The organism is Pseudomonas sp. p21, assembly GCF_001642705.1.
Classification (GTDB): Bacteria; Pseudomonadota; Gammaproteobacteria; order Pseudomonadales; family Pseudomonadaceae; genus Aquipseudomonas.
The window spans coordinates 442,955-459,743 of sequence record NZ_LWBV01000001.1 but is presented as its reverse complement, the minus strand read 5'-3'; the positions used below and the strand labels follow the sequence as shown (position 1 = coordinate 459,743).

General features: G+C 63.5%; 19 protein-coding genes. All 19 read right to left on the bottom strand.

Annotated elements, in window-relative coordinates:
• Window positions 1–107: 107 nt before the first annotated feature.
• On the bottom strand, window positions 108–1,571 hold the full coding sequence (gene der / locus A4C63_RS02215) for a ribosome biogenesis GTPase Der (protein WP_013971029.1): 1,464 nt from the start codon (window positions 1,569–1,571) through the stop codon (window positions 108–110).
• A 117-nt stretch (window positions 1,572–1,688) separates the two neighbouring features.
• Window positions 1,689–2,831, bottom strand: a complete 1,143-nt coding sequence (bamB, locus tag A4C63_RS02210; protein WP_063911321.1) for an outer membrane protein assembly factor BamB — start codon at window positions 2,829–2,831, stop codon at window positions 1,689–1,691.
• On the bottom strand, window positions 2,832–3,470 hold the full coding sequence (locus tag A4C63_RS02205) for a tetratricopeptide repeat protein (protein ID WP_063911320.1): 639 nt from the start codon (window positions 3,468–3,470) through the stop codon (window positions 2,832–2,834).
• Window positions 3,471–3,509: 39 nt separating this feature from the next.
• Window positions 3,510–4,799: a histidine--tRNA ligase gene (gene hisS / locus A4C63_RS02200; protein WP_063911319.1), complete on the bottom strand. Its 1,290-nt coding sequence runs from the start codon at window positions 4,797–4,799 to the stop codon at window positions 3,510–3,512.
• Between the two features lie 25 nt (window positions 4,800–4,824).
• Window positions 4,825–5,934, bottom strand: coding sequence for a flavodoxin-dependent (E)-4-hydroxy-3-methylbut-2-enyl-diphosphate synthase (gene ispG / locus A4C63_RS02195; RefSeq protein ID WP_003257869.1), 1,110 nt, complete (start codon window positions 5,932–5,934; stop codon window positions 4,825–4,827).
• Window positions 5,935–5,937: 3 nt separating this feature from the next.
• Complete coding sequence (locus A4C63_RS02190) at window positions 5,938–6,987, bottom strand: RodZ domain-containing protein (protein ID WP_063911318.1); 1,050 nt, start codon at window positions 6,985–6,987, stop codon at window positions 5,938–5,940.
• Window positions 6,984–7,745 carry a type IV pilus biogenesis/stability protein PilW gene (gene pilW, locus A4C63_RS02185; RefSeq protein WP_063911317.1) on the bottom strand — a complete coding sequence of 254 codons (762 nt, stop codon included), beginning with the start codon at window positions 7,743–7,745 and terminating at the stop codon, window positions 6,984–6,986. Before pilW ends, A4C63_RS02190 begins: the two co-directional genes overlap by 4 nt.
• A gap of 14 nt (window positions 7,746–7,759) precedes the next feature.
• The gene (rlmN, locus tag A4C63_RS02180) at window positions 7,760–8,905 is read right to left on the bottom strand and encodes a 23S rRNA (adenine(2503)-C(2))-methyltransferase RlmN (RefSeq protein ID WP_046615810.1); all 1,146 of its coding nucleotides are present in this window, start codon (window positions 8,903–8,905) and stop codon (window positions 7,760–7,762) included.
• 24 nt (window positions 8,906–8,929) lie between these two features.
• On the bottom strand, window positions 8,930–9,361 hold the full coding sequence (gene ndk, locus A4C63_RS02175; RefSeq protein WP_023382208.1) for a nucleoside-diphosphate kinase: 432 nt from the start codon (window positions 9,359–9,361) through the stop codon (window positions 8,930–8,932).
• Window positions 9,362–9,450: 89 nt separating this feature from the next.
• Window positions 9,451–9,651, bottom strand: coding sequence for a Fe-S cluster assembly protein IscX (gene iscX / locus A4C63_RS02170; RefSeq protein ID WP_023382209.1), 201 nt, complete (start codon window positions 9,649–9,651; stop codon window positions 9,451–9,453).
• A gap of 10 nt (window positions 9,652–9,661) precedes the next feature.
• Complete coding sequence (gene fdx, locus A4C63_RS02165; protein WP_063911316.1) at window positions 9,662–10,003, bottom strand: ISC system 2Fe-2S type ferredoxin; 342 nt, start codon at window positions 10,001–10,003, stop codon at window positions 9,662–9,664.
• 3 nt (window positions 10,004–10,006) lie between these two features.
• Complete coding sequence (gene hscA / locus A4C63_RS02160) at window positions 10,007–11,869, bottom strand: Fe-S protein assembly chaperone HscA (protein WP_063911315.1); 1,863 nt, start codon at window positions 11,867–11,869, stop codon at window positions 10,007–10,009.
• Between the two features lie 42 nt (window positions 11,870–11,911).
• Window positions 11,912–12,433, bottom strand: a complete 522-nt coding sequence (gene hscB / locus A4C63_RS02155) for a co-chaperone HscB (RefSeq protein ID WP_015269012.1) — start codon at window positions 12,431–12,433, stop codon at window positions 11,912–11,914.
• Window positions 12,434–12,441: 8 nt separating this feature from the next.
• The gene (iscA, locus tag A4C63_RS02150; protein WP_003257854.1) at window positions 12,442–12,765 is read right to left on the bottom strand and encodes an iron-sulfur cluster assembly protein IscA; all 324 of its coding nucleotides are present in this window, start codon (window positions 12,763–12,765) and stop codon (window positions 12,442–12,444) included.
• A 28-nt stretch (window positions 12,766–12,793) separates the two neighbouring features.
• On the bottom strand, window positions 12,794–13,180 hold the full coding sequence (gene iscU, locus A4C63_RS02145) for a Fe-S cluster assembly scaffold IscU (protein WP_003248539.1): 387 nt from the start codon (window positions 13,178–13,180) through the stop codon (window positions 12,794–12,796).
• Between the two features lie 46 nt (window positions 13,181–13,226).
• A complete protein-coding gene (locus tag A4C63_RS02140) occupies window positions 13,227–14,441 on the bottom strand; it encodes an IscS subfamily cysteine desulfurase (protein ID WP_013971017.1) in 1,215 nt (404 codons plus the stop codon).
• 46 nt (window positions 14,442–14,487) lie between these two features.
• On the bottom strand, window positions 14,488–14,979 hold the full coding sequence (iscR, locus tag A4C63_RS02135) for a Fe-S cluster assembly transcriptional regulator IscR (protein ID WP_008092572.1): 492 nt from the start codon (window positions 14,977–14,979) through the stop codon (window positions 14,488–14,490).
• A 179-nt stretch (window positions 14,980–15,158) separates the two neighbouring features.
• The gene (cysE, locus tag A4C63_RS02130; RefSeq protein ID WP_063911314.1) at window positions 15,159–15,944 is read right to left on the bottom strand and encodes a serine O-acetyltransferase; all 786 of its coding nucleotides are present in this window, start codon (window positions 15,942–15,944) and stop codon (window positions 15,159–15,161) included.
• A gap of 3 nt (window positions 15,945–15,947) precedes the next feature.
• On the bottom strand, window positions 15,948–16,703 hold the full coding sequence (gene trmJ, locus A4C63_RS02125; protein ID WP_063911313.1) for a tRNA (cytosine(32)/uridine(32)-2'-O)-methyltransferase TrmJ: 756 nt from the start codon (window positions 16,701–16,703) through the stop codon (window positions 15,948–15,950).
• Window positions 16,704–16,789: the final 86 nt, after the last annotated feature.

Below are 16,789 nucleotides of genomic sequence, written 5' to 3'. Positions count from 1 at the left end.
CAACGGACCATTCGCAGGCTCGCCCGCTCCCACAGAGATCGCACATTGCTTGAGCACAGCGCTGTACCTGTGGGAGCGGGCAGGCCCGCGAAGAAGCTGACGCGGAATCAGCGCTTGTCGCGGCGCTTCTTCTCGGCCTTCTTGTGGTGCGACATCAGGCGGCGCTTCTTGTTGACCTGGCGGTCGGTGAGGGTGTTCTTCTTGCCCTCGTACGGGTTCTCACCGCCCTTGTACTCGATGCGGATCGGCGTACCGACCAGCTTGAGCACGCGGCGGTAGGTGTTCTCCAGGTAACGCGAGTACGACTTCGGAATCTTGTCGGTCTGGTTGCCGTGGATCACGATCAGCGGCGGGTTGGCACCGCCGAGGTGGGCATAGCGCAGCTTGATACGGCGGCCGTTGACCAGCGGCGGCTGGTGCTCACTCACGGCATCTTCGAGGATTTGCGTCAGGCGGCTGGTTGGCCAGCGGGTTACCGCCGACTTGAACGCGGCCTGCACCGACTTGTACAGGTGGCCCACGCCGGTGCCATGCAGGGCGGAGATGAAGTGGATGTCGGCAAAGTCGACGAAGAACAACCGGCGCTCCAACTCGGTCTTCACGTAATCGCGTTCGCCCGGCTCCATGCCGTCCCACTTGTTCAGGGCGATGACGATGGCGCGGCCGGCTTCCAGGGCGAAGCCCAGCAGGTTCAGGTCGTGGTCCACCACACCTTCGCGGGCGTCCATGACGAAGATCACCACGTTGGCGTCCTTGATCGCCTGCAGCGTCTTCACCACCGAGAACTTCTCGACTTCCTCGTGGATCTTGCCGCGCTTGCGCACGCCAGCGGTGTCGATGAAGGTGTACTTCTCGTCATCGCGCTCGAACGGGATGTAGATACTGTCGCGGGTAGTGCCCGGCTGGTCGTACACCACCACGCGCTCTTCGCCGAGCATGCGGTTGACCAGGGTCGACTTGCCGACGTTGGGGCGGCCGATGATGGCGATCTTGATGCCATCCTTTTCGCTCGGACCCGGGATGCGCACCGCTTCTTCGCCTTCGGCGACTTCGGCGTCCAGCGCTTCCTCGACCTGGTCGCGCGGCAGGTGGCCGAGCACGGCCTCCATCAGCGCGTTGATGCCACGGCCCTGGGAGCCGGCCACCGGGATGGCGTTGCCCATGCCCAGCGGCGAGAACTCGGCGCGGGCGACGTCGGCGTCGATGTTGTCGATCTTGTTGGCAACCAGGATCGCTTCCTTGTTCCGCTTGCGCAGGTGCTCGGCGATCATCTGGTCGGCGGCGGTCATGCCGGCGCGGGCATCGACCAGGAACAGTACATAGTCGGCTTCTTCGATGGCCATGAGCGACTGCTCGGCCATTTTCTCGTCCATGCCCACTTCGTCACCGGTGATACCGCCGGTGTCGATCAGGATGAAGGAACGACCCTGCCAGGTGGCATCACCATACTGGCGGTCACGGGTCAGGCCCGACAGGTCACCGACGATGGCATCGCGGGTCTTGGTCAGGCGGTTGAACATGGTGGATTTGCCGACGTTCGGGCGGCCCACCAGGGCGATTACGGGAACCATTCGGCTCTCCACTCTTGAATTCTTGAAAATGCAAAGGCCGCTGCAAGGCAGCGGCCGGAGTTCGGGCGGCGTGTCCTACGCCGCGGCTTGAAGCCCGCCAAGGCTTCAAGCATAGCTTCAGCGGATGGTCAGTGCCTCGAGCTTGCCGCTGTTGCCGAAGACGTAGATGGTGTCGCCGACCACAAGTGGGCGGGCACGCAGGCCATCGCTGTCGATACGTTCACGGCCAACGAAACGGCCATCGACCTGGCTCAGCAGGTGCAGGTAACCCTCGAAGTCACCCACCGCCACGTAGCTGGAGAACACCTCAGGCGCCGTCAGCTGGCGGCGAGCCATGGTGTCGTTGGTCCACAGGGCGCTGGACGAGCGCTCGTCGACGCTTTCGACAGTACCCGAAGCTTCGCTGACGTAGACGTTGCCGAAGCCCTGGGCGACACCCACATAGCTGGAGGCATCGCGCTGCCACAGCACGCGGCCGCTTTCCAGGTCCAGGCCCGCGACGCGGCCCTGGTAGGTGCTGACGTACAGAGTACCACCAGACAGTAGCAGGCCGCCGTCGATATCGACCACACGGTCCAGCTCGGAACGGCCCTGCGGAATCGCCACACGGCTTTCCCACACAGGCACGCCGTTGTTGATATCCACCGCCACCACCTTGCCGGTGGACAGGCCGGCGACGGCCAGACGGTTGGTGGCGATCGGTGCGCCGGTACCACGCAGGGTCAGCACGGCCGGGGTGTTTTCATAGATCCAGCGGCGGTCGCCAGTAGTGGCATCCAGGCCGATCAGGCGGTCGTCCTGGGTCTGCACCACCACCACGTCACCGTTGTTGGCAGGCGGGGCCAGCACTTCGCTGGTCACGCGGGAACGCCAGCGCTCCTCGCCGGTGCTGGAATCCAGGGCGATGACTTCACCCTTGAGGGTGCCGATCATGACCAGGCCGTAGCCCACGCCGACAGCGCCGGATACCGGCAGCTCGAGGTCCTTCTTCCACACCACGTCGCCGGTGATGCGGTCGAGGGCGAAGACTTCGCCGTTGACGTCGGAAGCGTAGATACGGTCGTTCTCGATGGCGGGTACCAGGGTGTTGTAGGTCTCGCCCTGGCCGTCACCGATCGAACGGCTCCACTGCTTCTTCAGCACCACTTCCTCGGTGAACTTGGTCAGCTCGGCCGGGGGCAGTTCCTTCTTGCTGTTGCTGCTGCAACCTGCGGCCAGTACGGCCAGGGTCAGCACTGCTGCATGTTTCCAACCGATCACTTACGCGTCCCCTTTGGCCAAGTCATCCAGCTTCAATTGCAGGCCACCGACCGCCGCCTCATCGGACAGCGCAGCCTTGGCTTTCTCGTAAGCGCTGTGCGCGTCGTCGGCGCGACCCAGTTGCACCAGCAGGTCACCTTTCAACTCTTCACGGCTGGCCAGGAAGGCTTTGTCAGCGTCGCCTTCGAGCAGCTTGAGGGCGTCCTCGGCCTTGTTCTGGGCGGCCAGAACACGTGCCAGGCGCTGACGCGAAATTTCGCCCAGGGTGGCATCGGCCGGCTTGTCCAGCACGCCCTTCAGCTCGGCAGCAGCGTCGTCGAGCTTGCCGCTCTCGACCGCGACCTTGGCCACGAACAGGCTGCCGTACTGGGCGTAGGCGGTACCGCCGAACTCGCTCTTGAGCTTGCCGGCCAGTTCCGCGACCTTGGTCGCGTCAGGCTGGCCAGTCGGCGTCAGGCTGGTCTCCAGCAAGGCCTGGTACAGCTGCGAGGCACCTTGCGACTGATTGTTCTGGTACTTGTGCCAGGTATTCCAGCCCAACACCACCACGCCAGCCAGCAGGGCACCGGTCAGCAGCGGCTTGCCGTTGCGGTTCCACCAGTCCTTGACCCCTGCCAGTTCATCATCGGTACTCGACACCCCAATACTCCTTTTCGCCTATTCGCTTGTTGAACCGCGTTACGCCTGCGCGATCGCGGTTTCCAGGTGCTCAGCCAGAGCATCCCAGGCAATGTTCTGTTGTTCGCCCTGACCACGCAGGGGCTTGAAGCCGATCTCTTGCTTGGCCAGTTCGTCGTCGCCGAGGATCAGGGCGAACAGCGCGCCGCTCTTGTCGGCTTTCTTGAACTGGCTCTTGAAGCTGCCACCGCCGGCGTTGACCGCCAGGCGCAGGCCCGGCAGGCGGTCGCGCAGGCCTTCGGACAGGCGCAGACCGGCCAGCTCCGCCTGTTCGCCAAAGGCGCACAGGTAAACGTCGATCTGGCGGCTGATGGACTCGGGCACCTTGCCCAGGGTTTCCAGCAGCAGGATCAGGCGCTCGATGCCCATGGCGAAACCGACGCCCGGGGTCGGCTTGCCGCCCATCTGCTCGACCAGGCCGTCGTAGCGGCCACCGGCGCAGACAGTGCCCTGGGCGCCGAGCTTGTCGGTAACCCACTCGAACACGGTCTTGCTGTAATAGTCCAGGCCACGCACCAGCTTGGTGTTGATCACGAACGGGATGCCGGCAGCATCCAGGCGGGCCTTGAGGCCCTCGAAGTGCACGCGCGACTCTTCGTCCAGGTAGTCTTCCAGCTTCGGCGCGCCGACCAGCACCGCCTGGGTGTTCTGGTCCTTGCTGTCGAGGATGCGCAGCGGGTTGCTCTTCAGGCGGCGCTGGCTGTCTTCGTCCAGTTGCTCCAGGCGCGCCGAGAGGAACTCGACCAGCGCGTCACGGTAGCGTGCACGGGCTTCGCTGGTGCCCAGGCTGTTGAGCTCCAGCTTGACCGCGTCCCGGATGCCCAGCTGGCCCCACAGGCGCCAGGTCAGCATGATCAGCTCGGCGTCGATGTCCGGACCGTCCAGGTTGAATACTTCCACGCCAATCTGGTGGAACTGGCGGTAGCGACCCTTTTGCGGGCGCTCGTGGCGGAACATCTGGCCGATGTACCACAGTTTCTGCACCTGGCCGTTGCCGGTGATGCCATGCTCGAGCACGGCACGCACGCAGGCGGCGGTGCCTTCGGGGCGCAGGGTCAGCGAATCGCCGTTGCGGTCCTCGAAGGTGTACATCTCTTTTTCGACGATGTCGGTCACTTCACCGATGGAGCGCTTGAACAGCTCGGTGAACTCGACGATCGGCGTGCGGATCTGGCTGTACCCGTAGGTGTCCAGCAGACCGGCCACGGTGCCTTCGAAGTAGCGCCACAGCGGCGACTGTTCTGGCAGGATGTCGTTCATGCCACGGATGGCTTGCAGCGATTTGCTCACGAAAAGTCCTTACGAATTCTGTGTGTCAGCCACGGACGATCAGCGCCGCGTCGGCTTCGGCCTTTTCGGCCGCTTTCTGGCGGATGAGTTTTTCCAGCTCATCGACCAGGTTGTCGTTGGTCAGTTTCTGCGCCGGCTTGCCGTCGATGTAGATCAGGTTCGGCGTGCCGCCGGTCAGCCCCACATGGGCCTCCTTGGCTTCGCCCGGGCCGTTGACCACGCAACCGATCACCGCCACGTCCAGCGGTACCAGCAGGTCTTCCAGGCGCCCTTCCAGCTCGTTCATGGTCTTGACCACATCGAAGTTCTGCCGCGAGCAGCTCGGGCAGGCGATGAAGTTGATGCCGCGCGAGCGCAGGTGCAGCGACTTGAGGATGTCGTAGCCGACTTTCACTTCTTCGACCGGGTCGGCCGCCAGCGAAATACGAATGGTATCGCCAATGCCTTCGGCCAGCAGCATACCGAGGCCGACAGCGGATTTCACCGTCCCCGAACGCAGGCCACCGGCTTCGGTGATGCCCAGGTGCAGCGGCTGCACGATCTGCTTGGCCAGCAGGCGGTAGGCTTCGACGGCCATGAACACATCGGAAGCCTTGACGCTGACCTTGAAGTCCTGGAAGTCCAGGCGGTCGAGGTGCTCGACGTGGCGCAGGGCCGACTCGACCAGCGCCGCCGGGGTCGGCTCGCCGTACTTCTTCTGCAGGTCCTTTTCCAGGGAACCGGCGTTGACGCCGATACGGATCGGGATACCCCGGTCGCGGGCGGCATCTACAACCGCGCGCACACGGTCTTCACGGCCGATGTTGCCCGGGTTGATACGCAGGCAGTCGACGCCCAGTTCGGCCACGCGCAGGGCGATCTTGTAGTCGAAGTGGATGTCGGCCACCAGCGGCACGCTGACCTGCTGCTTGATGCGGCCGAACGCCTCGGCGGCGTCCATGTCCGGCACCGAGACGCGCACGATGTCCACGCCGGCATCGACCAGGCGCTGGATTTGCGCCACGGTGGCGGCCACATCGTTGGTGTCGGTGTTGGTCATGCTCTGCACCGCGATGGGGGCATCACCACCCACCGGCACATTGCCGACCCAGATTTTGCGGGATTCGCGACGTTTGATCGGAGATTCGCCGTGCATGACTTACTGTCCCAACTTCAGGCGAGCGGTCTCGCCACTGGTGAACGGGGCAACATCGACGGCCTGGCCGTTGTAGCTGACCTGGGCGCCACGGGCAAAGCCCAGGCGTACCGAGAACGGCGGCTTGCCGGTCAGCTCGAGGTTGTCCCCCTTGCGCTTGATGGCGCTGAACAGCACCTTGCCATTGCCGTCGGTGACCTGGGTCCAGCAATCGGCGACGAACTGGATGGCGACCTTGGCGCTGCCAGCCGGTACTGCGGCTGGCACGACAGGCTCGGCGGCAGCCACGGCCGCTACAGGCGCAGCGGGGGCAACGGCCGCCGGGGCCGGGGTAACCGGTGCTACCGGCGCAGGCGCGACAGCAGGGGCGCTGGCGGCAGGTGCCACAGGTGCCTGCTGGGCCGGTGCTGGCACTGCGGTAGTGGTAGCAGCAGGTGCCGGGCTTGCCGGTGCCTGTTCGGCGGCGGCAGGCTGCTCGGCAGCGCCCTGCTCCAGCGGCAGCGGCGCGCTCTCGGGTTGCTGGCCAGCGGAAACAGCCTGGTCCTCAGGCTCATCAAGCGGGTGAATCTGGGTGGTACCGTCGGCGCTTTCGACTTCGACGTGCTCCAGGGCAATCTTGGCCAGGTCCTTGCCACGCAGGCTGCCCTGGTCCTGCCACCAGACGAAGCCGCCGCCGACCACCGCCACCAGCAGCAGCAGGCTGACGCCGCGCAGGATGTTGTGCGACAGGCGCACCGGCTCTTCGATACGGCCCAGCGAATGCACGTCGCTGCCTTTGGCGTGGGTGCCGGTGTAACGGTCGAAGGCGTCCACCAGGGCTGCCTGGTCCAGGTCCATCAGCTTGGCATAGGCGCGGATATAACCACGGGCGAAGGTATGCCCCGGCAGCTTGTCGAAGGCGCCGGTTTCCACGTGGTTCAACGAACTGACAGTGAGGTTGAGCTTGCGGGCCACCTCGGCTTGTGACCAGTCCCGGTTCTCACGGGCCTGACGCAAAAGCTCACCGGGGTTCTGGCCAGGCGCTACTGCTACTTCGGGATGCGCGGCTTTCATCGTTGCTCCGACAGGTATTGCTGATATTCCGGCGTACCGGGATAAAGTCGTTGTAATTGCTGGCCCAGCTCGGCCAGTGTGCCCTGCTCGTCGAATACCCGGGCAAGGCGGCTGCCCAGCAGCAGGCTACGGGCATCATGGTCGCTCAACTGGCTGAAACGATCGTAGTAGTCCCGGGCCGGCACATAATGCCTGTTTTCGTAGGACAACTCAGCCATTTCCAGCAACGCTTTCGGTTGCCGCTGGTTGAGTTGCAAAGCTTTCAGCAGATACGCCTGCGCCTGGTCGCGGCGCTCGAGCTTCAGGGCGGTCAGGCCCAGGTTCTCGTAAACGCGTGAGCGTTCAGGATACAGGGTATCGGCGCTGGCCAGGCGAAACATCTGCTCGGCCTCGGCAAATCGCCCCTGAGCATAAAGGAAACTGCCGTAATTGTTGCGAATTCGCGTGTCGCCCGTGCGTGCCTGCAGCGCCTTGCGAAAGTGCGCTTCGGCCAGCGCCGGCTCGCCTTCGGCCTGGAACACCAGCGCCAGGGCGGCGTGCGCGTCGGCATCATCGCCATCCAGGGCCAGGGCCTTGCCCAGCGGCGCCTTGGCCTGCTCGGTCAAACCCTGTTGCAAATAACCCAGCCCAAGCTGCACATAGGCCCGCCCCGCCTCTACCCTGCCCTGGCGGCTGGCCAGAGGGTCGCCCGCGCCGCCCGACACGCAGCCGGCCAGCAGCGAAAGCGCAAGGATCGACAGCGCGGCGCGCAGGCTCATGGGCAAGGTCCCGGTCAGTGGCTGGCGGGGCTGTCTTGCAGCTCGGCGTCCGCGGACAGCTGGCGCACGGCGATGTAGCGCTCGCTGCGGCGGGTGCGGTCGTTGACCTGCCCGACCAGCTGGCCACAGGCGGCGTCGATGTCATCACCACGGGTGGTACGGGTGGTGACGTTGAAGCCACCGTGGTGCAACAGGTCCTGGAAGCGGCGAATGGCGTTGTTGCTCGGCCGCTCGTAGCCCGAGTGCGGGAACGGGTTGAACGGGATCAGGTTGATCTTGCACGGCACGTCGCGCAGCAGCTCGATCATTTGCGCAGCATGCTCAGGCTGGTCGTTGACGTCCTTGAGCAGGGTGTACTCGATGGTCAGCACGCGCTTGCCACCCAGGGTGGACATGTAGCCCATGCACGACTCCAGCAGCATCTTCAGCGGGTACTTCTTGTTGATCGGTACCAGCTTGTTGCGCAGTTCGTCGTTCGGTGCGTGCAGCGACAGGGCCAGCGACACGTCGATGTGTTTGGCCAGCTCGTCGATCATCGGCACCACGCCCGAGGTGGACAGGGTGACGCGACGCTTGGAAATGCCATAGCCCAGATCTTCCATCATGATCTTCATCGCGGCGATGACATTGTCGAAATTCAGCAGGGGCTCGCCCATGCCCATCATGACCACGTTGGTAATGGCGCGGTCGATCTTGGCCGGAACGGTCCCAAAGGATTTATTGGCAAGCCACACCTGGCCGATCACTTCGGCGGCGGTGAGGTTGCTGTTGAAGCCTTGCTTGCCGGTGGAGCAGAAGCTGCAGTCCAGGGCACAGCCGGCTTGCGACGACACGCACAGGGTGCCGCGATCGTCGGTGGGGATGTAGACGGTTTCGACGCAGCTGCCGGAGGCAACGCGGACCACCCACTTGCGGGTACCGTCGGCGGAAATGTCTTCACTGACCACTTCCGGGCCCCGAATCTCGGCAACGGCCTCGAGCTTTTCGCGCAAGGCCTTGCCGACATTGGTCATGGCGGCGAAATCGTCGACGCCAAAGTGGTGAATCCATTTCATGACCTGACCGGCACGAAAACGCTTCTCTCCGATCGACTCGAAGAATTTTTCCATTTCCTGCAGGGTCAGGCCCAACAGGTTGATCTTGCCAGTCATGTCACTCATGGAATCACCCAAGACCTGCTTCGCTTAGCGAATGCGGTCGCACAGCTCGGTAGCGGAGAAGAAGTAAGCGATTTCGCGGGCAGCCGAAGCTTCCGAGTCGGAACCGTGAACAGCGTTTTCGTCGATGGAAACAGCGAAGTCAGCACGGATGGTGCCGGCAGCAGCTTCTTTCGGGTTGGTGGCGCCCATCAGCTCGCGGTTGGCCAGAACGGCGTTTTCGCCTTCCAGAACCTGAACGATGACCGGACCGGAAGTCATGAAGGCAACCAGGTCAGCGAAGAAGCCGCGCTCTTTGTGCTCGGCGTAGAAGCCTTCGGCTTCGGCTTTGGACAGTTGCTTCATTTTCGAAGCAACGACGCGCAGGCCGGCTTTCTCGAAACGAGTGGTGATCTCGCCGATGACGTTCTTGGCAACGGCGTCAGGCTTGATGATGGAGAAAGTACGTTGAACAGCCATGGAAAACTCCAGAAAAATGAGTGTTGCGAAAAATTAAACCCGCGAATTATACGCGGGTTCCAGGGGATTGCCTAACCTGCCGGATGCGTTCAGTCGGCTTCTTCGATCCAGGCCGCCTGGATGGCCTCGAGCACTTTCTCACCGCCGCGTGACGGATCGTCGCTGAATTCTGGCAAGGCCAGCACCCAGCGGTGCAGATCGACGAAATTCACATAACGAGGATCGACGTCCGGCTTGCTTTCTGCAAGCTGGATGGCGATCTCAAGTACATCAATCCATTTCAGGCTCATGGGGCAAACCTCAGTGCGGCGCTTCGGCGGCGTGGTTGAGCGAATACTTGGGGATCTCGATGACCAGGTCCTGGTCAGCGACAACCACCTGGCAGCCGAGGCGCGATTGAGCCTCCAGGCCCCAGGCCTTGTCCAGCATGTCTTCTTCCAGCTCGTCGGCTTCTTCCAGCGAGTCGAAACCCTTGCGGATGATGCAGTGGCAGGTGGTACAGGCCTTGACGCCGCCGCAGGCGCTTTCCATCTCGATGTGATGGTCGTGGGCCAGTTCCAGGATGTTGGTCCCGGGTTCGACTTCCACGGTCAGCCCTTCGGGGCAGAACTTCTCGTGCGGCAGGAATGTCACCAGCGGCATCGGTTACTCCTCGATCTCATTCAGGTTGCGCCCGGCCAGTGCGGCTTTGACCGTCGAATCAAGGCGACGGGCGGCAAATGCGTCGGTCACCTGCGACAGACGCTTGGTCTGTTGCTCGATGGCTGCGCCATCGGTGCCGGCCAGCAAATCACGTAGTTCTTGCATCTGGAATTCGATGGCGTCGCGCTCGTCACTGCTGAGCAGGCGCTCACCGTCGGCGTCCAGGGCGCCCTGTACCGCTTCGAGCAGGCGCTCGCCGTCCACCTGGTGCTCGCGCAGCTGGCGGGCCTGCTTGTCGGAACCTGCGTGTTCGAAGGAATCCTTGAGCATGCGGGCGATTTCGCCGTCGGTCAGGCCGTAGGACGGCTTGACCTGGATGCTGGCCTCCACGCCCGAGCCCAGCTCGCGGGCGGCGACGCTGAGCAGGCCGTCGGCGTCGACCTGGAAGGTGACGCGGATTTTCGCCGCACCGGCGACCATGGCCGGGATGCCACGCAGCTCGAAGCGCGCCAGCGAGCGGCAGTCGCTGATCAGCTCGCGCTCGCCCTGCAGCACGTGGATCATCATGGCCGTCTGGCCATCTTTATAGGTGGTGAACTCCTGGGCACGCGCCACCGGGATGGTGGTGTTGCGCGGGATCACCTTTTCCATCAGCCCGCCCATGGTCTCAAGGCCAAGCGACAGCGGGATGACATCCAACAGCAGCAGTTCGCCACCTTCGCGGCGGTTGCCGGCCAAGGTATCGGCCTGGATGGCAGCACCAATGGCCACCACCTGGTCGGGGTCGATCGAAGTCAGCGGGGTGCGCCCGAACAATGCACCGACGGCTTCACGCACACGCGGTACACGGGTCGAACCACCAACCATGACCACGGCGCTGACTTCTTCCAGCTCGATACCGCTGTCACGCACGGCGCGGCGGCAGGCCTTGAGGCTGCGGGCGACCATGGGCTCGATCATGGCTTCGAAGCCGGAGCGGCTCAGCTCGCCCTGCCAGGCGCCATGGCTGACGCTGACCACATCGGCATCGGTCAGGGCTTCCTTGGCGGCGCAGGCAGTTTGCAACAGCGCACGCTGGGTAGCCGGGTCCAGGTCGGACGACAGCCCGGCCTGTTCGATGATCCAGCCGGCAATGGCATGGTCGAAGTCGTCACCGCCCAGGGCAGTATCGCCACCGGTGGCCAGCACTTCGAATACGCCGGCAGTCAGGCGCAGGATGGAAATGTCGAAGGTACCGCCGCCCAGGTCATAGATGGCCACCACGCCTTCGGCGTTCTGGTCCAGGCCATAGGCCACGGCAGCGGCAGTCGGCTCGTTGAGCAGGCGCAGCACGTTCAGGCCAGCCAGGCGCGCAGCGTCCTTGGTGGCCTGACGCTGGGCATCGTCGAAATAGGCCGGCACGGTGATCACCGCCCCCACCAGCTCACCGCCGAGGGTGGCTTCGGCACGCTCGCGCAGTACCTTGAGGATATCGGCGGACACTTCCACCGGGCTTTTCGGCCCCTGCACGGTGTCGATGAACGGCATGTGCGACTCACCGCCAACGAAGCGGTAAGGCAGCTGCTCGCCCAGTTGCTTGACGTCGGCCAGGCCGCGCCCCATCAGGCGCTTGACCGACAGCACGGTGTTCAGCGGGTCGCTGGAAGCGGCATCGCGTGCAGCCTGCCCCACTTCGTTGCGCCCTTCGAGGTAGCGCACCGCGGACGGCAGAATGACGTTGCCCTGCGCATCGGGCAGGGGCTCGCTACGGCCGCTGCGCAGTGCGGCGACCAGAGAGTTGGTGGTACCCAGGTCGATCCCCACCGCCAGGCGGCGCTGGTGCGGCTGAGGGCTTTGACCGGGTTCGGCAATCTGCAGTAGGGCCATGCTTATCTGAATACCTTAGGTGCCATCACGGGCAGCACCGGGTTAATCGTCGAGGCGCTCTTCCAGTTGGCGCACTTCTTGGGCGAGCTTGTCGAGGAACTGCATGCGGCGCATCAGGCGTTCGGCCTTGTCGCGCTCGCCTGGGGCGTCCCAGCAGGCGGCAAAGTCCTCGTTCAGCGTGTCCTGGGCGACCTTCAGGCGCTTCTTGAACACGGCCACGCCATCGAGGTCGGCTTCGTCCTGCAGCTCTTCGAGCTCTTCACGCCACTGCATCTGCTGCAACAGGAAGTCCGGGTCGTGGACCGTGACCTCCTGGGGCACTTCGTGGCCGCCGATGGCCAGCAGGTAGCGGGCACGACGCGGCGCACTGCGCAGGGTCTGGTAGGCGTCGTTGAGGGCCGCGGACTTTTCCAGCGCCACGCGCTGCTCGCGCTCGGAGGCGTCGGCAAAGCGGTCGGGATGGACTTCGCGGGCCAGCTCGCGATAGCGAGTGGCCAGCTTGTCGAGATCCAGGCGGAAGCTTGGCTGGAGGTCAAACAATGCGAAATGACAAGGAGTACCCACAGCCAGCCTCAAACGTTGAAGCTTTCGCCGCAGCCACACTCACCGCGCACGTTAGGGTTGTTGAACTTGAAGCCTTCGTTCAACCCTTCCTTGACGAAGTCCAGTTCGGTGCCGTCGAGGTACACCAGGCTCTTGGGATCGATGATCACCTTGACGCCATGGTTCTCGAACACCTGGTCTTCGTCCGCCAGCTCGTCGACGAACTCCAGCACGTAGGCCAGGCCCGAGCAACCGGTGGTGCGCACGCCCAGGCGAATGCCTTCGCCCTTGCCGCGCCCTTCCAGGGAACGCCGCACATGGTTGGCGGCGGCTTCTGTCATGCTGATAGCCATCTGGACTCCTTACCTCGCAACAGGCGACTTAGATCAAGCCTTTCTTCTGCTTGTAATCGCGTACGGCTGCCTTGATGGCATCCTCGGCGAGTACCGAGCAGTGGATCTTGACCGGCGGCAACGCCAGTTCTTCGGCGAGCTGGGTGTTCTTGATGGTTTCGGCTTCGTCCAGGGTCTTGCCCTTCATCCACTCGGTGGCGAGGGAGCTGGAAGCGATGGCCGAACCGCAGCCGTAGGTCTTGAACTTGGCGTCTTCGATCACGCCCTGCTCGTTGACCTTGATCTGCAGGCGCATGACGTCACCACAGGCCGGGGCGCCGACCATGCCGGTACCGACGTCCGGGTCTTCGGCATTCATCTTGCCGACGTTGCGCGGGTTTTCGTAGTGGTCGATGACCTTTTCACTGTATGCCATGGTGCAATTCCTTCCTCATCAGGGAGCCGCTCTTGCCGGCGACTGCTTAGTGGGCGGCCCACTCGATCTTGGAGATGTCAACGCCGTCTTTGTACATGTCCCACAGCGGCGACAGCTCACGCAGTTTGTTCACGGCCTCGCAGACTTTCTGCGCGGCGTAATCGACTTCTTCTTCGGTGGTGAAGCGGCCGAAGGAGAAGCGGATCGAGCTGTGCGCCAGCTCGTCGTTGCGGCCCAGGGCGCGCAGTACGTAGGACGGCTCGAGCGACGCGGAGGTGCAGGCCGAACCGGACGATACGGCGATGTCCTTCAGCGACATCAGCAGCGATTCGCCTTCGACGTAGTTGAAGCTCAGGTTCAGGTTGTGTGGTACGCGGGCAGTCTTGCTGCCGTTGACGTACAGCTCTTCAAGGTCCGAGACCTGCTTGAAGAAGCGGTCGCTCAGGGCCTTGATGCGCACGTTTTCCGCGGCCATTTCCTGCTTGGCGATGGCGAAGGCTTCGCCCATGCCGACGATCTGGTGGGTCGGCAGGGTGCCCGAACGCATGCCACGCTCATGGCCACCGCCGTGAATGATGGCTTCCAGGCGTACACGCGGCTTGCGGCTGACGTACAGCGCGCCGATGCCTTTCGGGCCGTAGACCTTGTGCGCCGAGAACGACATCAGGTCGACCTTCAGCTTCTGCAGGTCGATTTCGACCTTGCCGGCCGACTGCGCGGCGTCAACGTGGAACAGCACGCCGCGCGAGCGGGTCAGTTCACCGATGGCGGCGATATCGTTGATCGAGCCGACTTCGTTGTTCACGTGCATCAGCGAAACCAGGATGGTGTCGTCGCGCAGCGCCGCCTCGACCATGGCCGGGGTGACGATGCCGTCTTCGCCTGGCTCGAGGTAGGTGACTTCGAAACCTTCACGCTCCAGCTGGCGAGCGGTATCCAGGACCGCCTTGTGCTCGATCTTGGAGGTGATGATGTGCTTGCCCTTGGTCTGATAGAAGTGCGCGACGCCCTTGAGTGCGAGGTTGTCGGACTCGGTGGCACCGCTGGTCCAGACGATTTCGCGCGGATCGGCATTGATCAGCTCGGCAACCTGGCGGCGACCGTTCTCGACCGCTTCCTCGGCTTTCCAGCCAAAGACGTGGGAGCGCGAAGCCGGGTTACCGAAGTTCCCGTCGACCAGCAGGCAATCGGCCATCTTCTGGGCCACGCGTGGGTCGACCGGGGTGGTCGCGGAGTAATCGAGGTAGATCGGCAACTTCATTTGTCTCTCCTATCAGGCGGTGGCGTCGCTCGTCGTCCCGGTGGGATCAATCGACGGCGGACGTCTCAATCTTGTCCAGCTGGGCGGTTCGGCCTGCGACACGACGCAGGTCCTGGCGCTGGGCGACTTCCTGCACTTCACGGCGCATGACGAGGTCGGCCAGGCTGATGCCGCTGAGGAATTCATGGATTTGCTGGCTGAGGTCGCACCACAGGTGGTGGGTCAGGCAGGTGTCACCGGCATGGCAATCCCCGAGGCCCTGGCAGCGGGTGGCATCGACCGATTCGTTGACCGCATCGATGACCTGGGCCACCTGGATGGTTTCCATGCCCCGCGACAGCTGGTAGCCACCGCCTGGACCACGCACGCTGGATACCAGGCTGCTGCGGCGCAGCTTGGCGAACAGCTGTTCCAGATAAGAGAGGGAAATGCCCTGGCGCTCGGAAATGTCGGCCAAAGACACCGGCCCATGCTGCGCGTGCAACGCCAGGTCGAGCATGGCGGTCACGGCGTATCGGCCTTTGGTAGTCAGTCGCATGGCTATTGGGTACCACGGGAGTTACAGGATGTGAGCGAGTATGCGATTCCCGAGCATTTAAGTCAACTATTAGACCTAGTGCTTTAGTCGGGTTTGCATCGGGGAGGCGGGCGCGATTGTAGCAGACAGGGGGCGTGAGCACACGCCCCGTATGTCACCATGATTTCACCACGACGCAATCAATGCGACTGAGTGTCGCGCCGGGCCACCTGGGCAACTTCCTTGAAGTCATCTTCCGGCAGGGCTGGCAGTTCCTTGGCGCAGTAGTCGCTACCCATCTTGGTCAGGGCACCACACATACCCTCCAACCGCTCGTCGACTGCCTGCAGGTGGTCGAGCATCTGGCCGATGGCACGGGCCACCGGGTCCGGCATGTCGCCACTGACACCATAGGCATCGAAGCCGATCTTCTCGGCCATGGCCTTGCGCTTGGCCTCGACCTCGTTGTCTTCGCTCTTGACGATGATTCGCCCGGGGATACCGACCGCCGTGGCACCGGCCGGCACTGCCTTGGTCACCACCGCATTGGAACCGATCTTGGCCCCGGCACCAACGGTGAACGGGCCCAGCACCTTGGCCCCCGCCCCCACCACCACGCCGTTTTCCAGGGTGGGATGGCGCTTGCCTTTGTTCCAGCTGGTGCCGCCCAGGGTCACGCCCTGGTAAAGGGTGACATCGTCGCCGATCTCGGCGGTTTCGCCGATGACGATGCCCATGCCATGGTCGATGAAGAAGCGTCGGCCGATGGTGGCGCCGGGATGGATCTCGATGCCGGTCAGCCAGCGGCCAAAGTTCGAAACCAGGCGGGCCAGCCACTTGAAATCACGCTTCCACAGGGCATTGCCCAGACGGTGCAGCCAGATGGCATGCATGCCCGGGTAGCAGGTCAGCACCTCGAAGGCGTTGCGCGCAGCCGGGTCACGATGGAATACGCTTTGAATATCTTCACGCAGGCGTTCGAACATCTGTCAGTCCTTCCGTTTATGCGGCTCGCCCCGGACCACTTTCTGAGTCTCGGTGAGGATGCCGCGCAAAATGCTCATTTCCGAACGTTCGACCGCGACCCGCCCATACAGCCGGCGCAGGCGCGGCATCAGGTGCTTGGGCTTTTCGGGGTCAAGGAAGCCGATGCCGACCAGGGTCTTTTCCAGGTGGTCGTAGAACAGCTCCATTTCGTCCATGGTCGCCAGCTCGCTGGCGTCAACCTTCTCGACCTTGCCCGGCGCTGCACCGGCGGCCAGCCAGGCCATGCGCACCTCGTACGAGAGCACCTGGACAGCGGCGGCCAGGTTCAACGAGCTGAAGTCGGGGTTGGAGGGAATGTGCACGTGGAAGTGACATCGCTGCAGTTCTTCGTTGGTCAGGCCGGCGTGCTCACGCCCGAACACCAGGGCGATTTCCTCGCCACCCTTGGCATGCTCCACCGCCTTGGCCCCGCACTCGCGCGGGCCAATCAGCGGCCAGGGGATGCTCCGCTCGCGGGCGCTGGTGCCCATCACCAGGTTGCAGCCGACCAGCGCCTGCTCGAGGCTGTCGACCACCTGGGCATTGGCCAGCACATCGTCGGCACCCGAGGCTCGGGCACTGGCATCCTCGGCGGGGAACGCTTTCGGCTGCACCAGCACCAGACGCGACAAGCCCATGTTTTTCATGGCTCGCGCAGCGCCGCCGATGTTGCCGGGGTGGCTGGTATTGACCAGAACAACACGAATATTTTGCAGCAAGGTGTTGTGCTCACAGATGCAGGAATCAGGGCCCTCGATCTTACAGAACCGACAGACGTAACGCCACGAAAGCAAATGTGACACTT